At 68.0% G+C, this 6,695-nt stretch carries 5 protein-coding genes; 4 read left to right on the top strand and 1 reads right to left on the bottom strand.

Annotation, left to right across the window (positions count from 1 at the left end):
- Positions 1-977, bottom strand: a 977-nt coding sequence (locus FFK22_RS40390; RefSeq protein WP_138893480.1) for a Gfo/Idh/MocA family protein, incomplete at its 3' end; no start/stop codon positions are given.
- A 162-nt stretch (positions 978-1,139) separates the two neighbouring features.
- On the opposite strand from FFK22_RS40390, the gene FFK22_RS40385 reads away from it, so the two are divergent.
- The 4 genes from FFK22_RS40385 (at position 1,140) to FFK22_RS40370 (ending at position 6,633) form a co-directional block, all read left to right on the top strand.
- Positions 1,140-2,453 (top strand): ABC transporter substrate-binding protein, encoded by a 1,314-nt coding sequence (locus FFK22_RS40385; RefSeq protein WP_138893479.1) that lies wholly within the window; start codon positions 1,140-1,142, stop codon positions 2,451-2,453.
- A 70-nt stretch (positions 2,454-2,523) separates the two neighbouring features.
- On the top strand, positions 2,524-4,428 hold the full coding sequence (locus tag FFK22_RS40380) for an ABC transporter permease subunit (protein WP_138893478.1): 1,905 nt from the start codon (positions 2,524-2,526) through the stop codon (positions 4,426-4,428).
- A gap of 13 nt (positions 4,429-4,441) precedes the next feature.
- On the top strand, positions 4,442-5,458 hold the full coding sequence (locus FFK22_RS40375; RefSeq protein WP_138893477.1) for an ABC transporter ATP-binding protein: 1,017 nt from the start codon (positions 4,442-4,444) through the stop codon (positions 5,456-5,458).
- 26 nt (positions 5,459-5,484) lie between these two features.
- Positions 5,485-6,633 carry an amidohydrolase/deacetylase family metallohydrolase gene (locus FFK22_RS40370; protein WP_138893476.1) on the top strand — a complete coding sequence of 383 codons (1,149 nt, stop codon included), beginning with the start codon at positions 5,485-5,487 and terminating at the stop codon, positions 6,631-6,633.
- Positions 6,634-6,695: the final 62 nt, after the last annotated feature.

The following is a 6,695-nucleotide window of genomic DNA, read 5'->3' as shown; positions in this document are numbered from 1 at the left end:
TATTCGCCGTCGAATTTGAGGCCGAGCGTCGCGCGCGCCGAATCCATCATCGCGATCATCTGCCGCGACTTGGCATGCGTCATGACCGGGCTTTCCAGCGCGCCCGCGCGGACCAAGTCGCAGAAATGCGCCGTCTCGTAGTTGAGGCCGCCGCCTTCGAAAGGCTGGTCGAGCTCGACGACGCGGCCATCCGCGTAGCGGATCGTGGCACGGATCGGGTTCCACCAGTTTTCGTGAATCGTCACGTGACCGAGCGGCGCCGCCAGCAGGGCATCGCCGCGGCCGTGCAGGTCCAGGCCGCAGAACAGCTGCGCGATTCCCCTGTCGTGGCGGCAATTGAGGCTCGCGAATGTATCAACGCCTGTTGATCCCAGGCGGCCGATCGTCTGCACGTCCAGCGGCGCGCCGAGCCAGTCGACGGCCAGGAACGCCTCGTAGATGCCGAGGCTGAGCAGCGCGCCGCACATGTGCTCGAACGAGAATGTCGGATGGTCCGCGGACACGTCCGCCCTGGAACAGCCGGCGCGCACGAGCCCGATGTGGCCGATCGGATCGTGCTCCAGATGCTCGCGCAGCTTCCGGTACAGCGGGTAGAAGGGCGGCTTCATCGCCTCCATGAACAGCCGCTTCCGGTCGCGCGCCACATCGAGCACGCGTTCCAGCTGCGCCGCGTTGATCGTCGCCGGCTTCTCGCACAGCACAGGCTTGCCGGCGGCGAGGGCGGCGATCGCATACTCGGCGTGGCTGTCGTGCAGCGTGGCGATGTAGACGGCATCGATGTCGCTCGACAGCAGGGCGTCGAGGCTGGAGCAGCTCTGCGCCCCGAATTGCTGCGCCAGGGCATCGGCGGTCGATGCGCGGCGCGACCAGACAGCCGCCATCTGCGCGTCGGCGACATGCGCCAGGCCTTGCCCGAAGCGGCGCGCAATGTCCCCGGCGCCGACAACGCCCCAACGGATCGCCTTGTCGCTGCTCATCGGACCTGCTCCCGCGCCACTGTCTGAAGCCAAGCTTTGGCATGCCTCCCGCGTTGACGGCAAGTTTGTTTGGAACTATAACAAACATACCGATGAAGCGAGCCCGTCCCGGCGATCACCATGCCGGTTGGAAGCAAGCCCCAAAAATCACAGGAGAGGCGAATGGATAAGGATCTGTTGGGTCGTTATCTGCTGTCCCGCAGGCGCGTGCTGCAGGGCGCCGCCCTGGGGGCAGGGGCCGCCGTCACAGGCCTCGGCGGCCGATCGGCCCGCGCCGCGCCGGCCACGCCGCTGGGCTTCATCGGCTGGCAGTTCCAGCCGCAGATCGTCGAAGAGAACGTCAACACCTTCAAGAAGCTGTATGACGAGAACGTCAATTACGAGCTGGTGACCGGCGACTACCACCCGGTGGTCGAGACCAAGCTGACCGGCGGCCAGCGCATCGACATGCTGTATGCCGAGGAAGACCACATCGCCCGCTGGTGCACGGCGGAGTGGACCCGAGACCTCGAGGGGCTGGACGGGGTCGACGAGATGAAAGCCGGCATGTTCCCGGTCAGCGTCAAGTCGATGTCGCTGCCGAATGGCAAGCTGGCGGGGCTGCCCTATTACGCCGGCCACAACGCCTTCATCTACAATGAGGAGCATCTGCAGAAGGCCGGCCTCCAGGTGCCGGACAGCTGGGATTCGCTGCTCGAGGCCTGCCGCAAGCTGAAGAAGGACGGCGTCTCGGACGCGCCCTACAACAGTGCCTGGGGTCAGAAGTGGCCGGAGCTGTCCTGGAGCATCTTCTCCTGCTGGTATGCCGAAGGCGCGCCGGTCTTCGACGACAAGAACGACTTCGTCGACGATGCCGCCCTGCGCAAGGTGCTGGAGACGCACCAGGCCCTGTACAAGGAGCAGCTGGTCGCGGCCGACATCATGACGCTGCCCAATGAGGGCGTGCCCAGCTACGCCACCGGCCGCCACACCTTCATGGTGCTGCACGACTACGACCAGAAGGTCGCCAACGATCCCAAGCTCTCCAAGGCCGCCGGCAAGGTCAAGAACGCCCTGATGCCGGGCAAGACCAAGTCGACCTTCGCCTGGACCGCCGTCTACATGATGGGGGCGCAGCCGACCGACGTCGACCGCACCTGGAACCTGCTGCGCTTCTTCGGCGGCAAGTCCAAGGACGGCCAGTATCATGTGATCAAGCGCTGGGCACTCGAATTCGGCCTCGGCTCCGGCTACAAGGAGGTGATGGCCGATCCCGAAGTCGTCGCCAGCTTCGGCAAATGGCGCGACCTCGCCGTCACCAACAAGCAACTCGAGCTCGCCACCTCCCGCGACGTCGCCAAGCAGATCTGGTTCCCGGAATGGGACCTGTTCATGATGCAGCGGGTGCAGGAATACATCCGCGGCAGCATGTCGACCGACCAGATCGTCGACGAGCTCGGCAAGAAGGTGGCCGAGCTGAAGCAGCAGTACCAGTAGCCAGCAGGAACGGCGATCGCGGCCACGCCGCGATCGTCCTTCGCGAGCCATTCGTCGGAGGGGCGGCCCGGTGTCGATCACCATTCCGCAAGCACCTGCCATTTCCCGTCCGCGCCGCCGCATCGGCCGGATCCCGGGCTTTGCCTATGGCGCGGTGGCGCCGACGCTGGCGATCGTGATCGCCGTCGTCGGCCTGCCGCTGGCCTACAGCCTGTATCTCAGCCTCCACCGCACCAACCCGATCACCAAGCGCTGGATCTTCGTCGGGCTCGACAATTATGCCGGCATGCTCGGCAATGCCGAGTTCTGGGCGGCGCTGGGCCGCACCGCCTATTTCGCCGCCTTCTCGGTGATCGGCACCACCCTGATCGGCATGGCCATGGCGCTGGTCCTGAACGAGCGCTTCGCCGGCCGCGGCTTCCTGCGCAGCGTCATGCTGGTGCCCTGGGCGATGGCGCCGGTGTCGGTCGGCGTTCTCTGGTCCTTCGTTTATGCCGGCGACTACGGCGCGCTGAACGGGCTGCTCAACGATCTCGGCCTCGGCTTCCTGGCCACGCCCTGGCTCGGCGACGGCTTCCGCGCGCTCAATCTGGTCGCCCTGACCCAGGTCTGGAACCAGGCGCCGCTGACGGCTCTGCTGCTGCTGGCCGGGCTGCAGTCGATGCCGGGGAACCTGCACCGGGCGGCGATGCTGGACGGCGCCGGGCCGGTCGCCCGCTTCTTCGCCATCACGCTGCCCTGGCTGAAGCCCAACCTGCTGTTCATCGCCATCATCGCCACGATCAACTCGCTGATGGCCTTCGACATCCTCTGGATCATGACCCGCGGCGGGCCGGGCGCCGCCACCACGGTCTTCGCCTGGCTCGGCTACCTCTATTCCTTCCAGTTCCTGAAGTTCGGCGAAGGGGCGGCGATCCTCTACGGCCTCACCATCCTCAGCTTCGTCCTGGCGATCCTGTACTTCATGGTGCTCGGGCCGCGGCAACGCCGGGCGGCCGCGGCCTCCGGCGGCGTCCTCCCCGACAGCGCCCGGGTCGGCGCCGGCCGGCGGCACGCCATGGTGACGCTGCCGCCTTACCGGCCGCGGATGCGGCTGCCCCGGCGGGTCGAGGCGGTGCTGTCCCGCTTCGGCTTCGCGCTCGCCGCGCTGCTGATCTTCCTGTGGTCGGCGCTGCCGGTGATCGCCCTGGTGCTGATGAGCATCACCCCGGCCTCGGACCTGATCCGGACGCCGCCCACCGTGGTGCCCAGCGGCTTCACGCTGCAGAACTTCACCGCGGTGCTGGCGCCGGAGCTGGCCAGCGGCAACGAGACCAGCGTCCAGGCCAAGCGGGTGCCGCTGTCGCTGCTGAACAGCTTCATCGTTGGCGTGGTGGTGGTGACGATCAGCGTCGCCCTCGGCACGCTGGCCGGCTACGCCTTCGCCCGGCACGGCAAGGCCCGCTTCTTCCGGATCAGCCTGTGGGGCCTGCTGCTGACCCGGATGACCCCGGCGCTGACCCTGGTGCTGCCCTTCTTCGTCATCTTCCGCACGCTGGGGCTGATCGACACCCGCACCGGGCTGGTGATCGCCTACAGCAGCATCCTGCTGCCGCTCAGCGCCTGGATGATGAAGAGCTATTTCGAGGGCATCCCGGCCAGCCTGGACCGGGCGGCGCTGATCGACGGCTGCTCGCGGCTGAAGATGCTGTGGAAGATCCTGCTGCCGGTGGCCCGGCCGGGCATCATCGCCGCCGCGATCTTCTGCTTCCTGGTCAGCTGGAACGAGTTCCTGTTCGCCCTGATCCTGACTTCGACGCCGAACGCGCAGACCATCCCGGTGGTGCTGTCCGGCTTCCTCAGCCAGGCGCGCTTCTACGAATACGGGCCGATGTTCGCCGCCAGCGTGCTGTCGATCGCGCCGCCGGTGCTCGTCGCCTTCCTGTTCCAACGCTACCTCGTCCAGGGCGCGCTCTCCGGCGCCGTCAAGGGCTGAGCCGGGAGGCCGCATGACCTCGATCAACATCCGCGCCGTGTCCAAGAGCTACGCCCAGCACCGGGTGCTGAAGGGGCTCGACCTCGACATCGCCGATGGCGAGTTCATCTCCTTCCTCGGCCCGTCCGGCTGCGGCAAGAGCACGCTGCTCTACTGCATCGCCGGGCTGGAGGAGATCTCGACCGGCAGCATCCTGTTCGACGGGCGCGACATCAGCGGCCTGGCGCCGCGCGACCGCAACATCGCCCTGGTGTTCCAGGACTACGCGCTCTACCCGCACATGGCGGTGCGGGACAACATGGCCTTCCCGCTGCGCCAGCAGCGAGTATCGACGGAGGACATCAGGCGCCAGGTCGCCTGGGCGGCGGAGCTGCTGGGGCTGGAGGAATTGCTGGACCGGTCGCCGGCGGAGCTGTCCGGCGGCCAGCGCCAGCGCGTCGCGGTCGGCCGCGCCATCGTCCGCAACCCGGCGGCGCTGCTGATGGACGAGCCCTTGTCCAACCTCGACGCCAGCCTGCGGGTGCGGATGCGCACCGAGATCAAGCGGCTGCAGCGCGAATTGGCGGTGACCACCATCTTCGTCACCCATGACCAGGAGGAGGCGATGGTCCTGTCGGACCGGATCGCCGTGATGCATGACGGCGTGCTGCAGCAATTCGCCGACCCGATGGCGGTGTATCGCGAGCCCGCCAACCAGTTCGTCGCCGGCTTCATCGGCAGCCCGCAGATGAACTTCCTGCCCGGTTCCGCCGTCTCCGGCGGCCAGGATGACAGCCGCGTGGTCGGCATCCGCCCGCACGACCTGACGCCGTCGGCCGGGCCGGAGGACGGGTCGCTGTCGCTGACCGGGGAGCTGGCGCTGATCGAGCCGGCCGGGCCGATCCATTTCCTCGACGTGCTGATCGGCGACCGCATGGTCAAGGCCACCTGCGGCGACCCCGGGGCCTTGCGCCCCGGCGCCAGCCTGACCCTGACCGCCGCCGACCGCAGCATCCACCTGTTCGACCGCGCCAGCGGCGCCCGGGTCTGATTCCACCGCAAGGAAGCGTTGCTCCCATGGCCTTCGATCTCGTGCTCAGGAACGGTCGGGTGATCGACCCGTCGCAGGGCATCGACCGCGTCGCCGACGTCGCCTTCGCCGGCGGCAAGGTGGCGGCGGTCGGGGCCGGCCTGGACCCCGGCGGCGGCGCCGTCCGCGATGTCTCCGGCCTGATCGTGACGCCGGGGCTGATCGACCTGCACACCCATGTCTATTGGGGCGGCACCTCACTCGGCATCGACGCGGAGGAGTTCGCGCGGATGAGCGCGGTCACCACCTGCGTCGACACCGGCAGCGCCGGGCCCGGCAACTTCCCGGGCTTCCGCAAGCATGTGATCGAGCCGAGCCAGATCCGCATCCTGGTCTACCTCCACGTCTCCTTCGCCGGCATCTTCGCCTTCTCGGAACGGGTCATGGTCGGCGAAAGCCATGACATCCGGCTGATGGCCGCGCGGGATGCCGTGGAGGTCGCCGAGGCCAACCGCGACGTGATCATCGGCATCAAGGTGCGGATCGGCCGCATCGCCAGCGGCCCGGCCGGCATCGCCCCGCTCGACGTCGCGCTGCAGGTGGCCGACGAGACCGGGCTGCCGCTGATGGTGCATATCGACGAGCCGCCGCCCTCCTACGAGGCGGTGGTGGACCGGCTGCGGCCGGGCGACGTGCTGACCCATTGCTTCCGGCCCTTCCCGAATTCGCCGGTCACCCGCGACGGCCGGATCAAGCCCGAGGTGGTGGCGGCACGCGAGCGCGGCGTGCTGTTCGACATCGGCCACGGCAAGGGGTCGTTCGGCTGGAAGACGGCGCGGGCGATGCTGGCCCAGGGCTTCAAGCCGGACACCATCTCCTCCGACGTCCACGCGCTATGCATCAACGGCCCGGCCTATGACCAGGTGACGACGCTGTCGAAGTTCCTGGAGCTCGGCATGCCGCTCGACGAGGTGATCGCGGCATCGACCGTCAACGCCGCCAAGGCGCTGAACCGGCCCGAGCTGGGCACCTTCAAGCCTGGCAGCGTCGGCGATGCCAGCATCCTGTCGCTGAAGGATGGCGCCTTCCCGCTGGAGGATGTGCGCGGCGAGGTCGTCACCGCCGGCCGGCGGATCTTCGCCGAGGGCGTCCTGGTCAACGGGCGCTGGTGGCACCCGGCGGAAGGAACGGAATGATGCAGCGCGACGACATCGAGACCTTCGCCAACCACATCGGCGGGCGCTGGGAGACCGAGCCG

It is taken from the genome of Mycobacterium sp. KBS0706, from assembly GCF_005938675.2.
Classification (GTDB): domain Bacteria; phylum Pseudomonadota; class Alphaproteobacteria; order DSM-16000; family Inquilinaceae; genus Inquilinus.
This window is presented reverse-complemented; position numbering and strand designations above follow the sequence as displayed.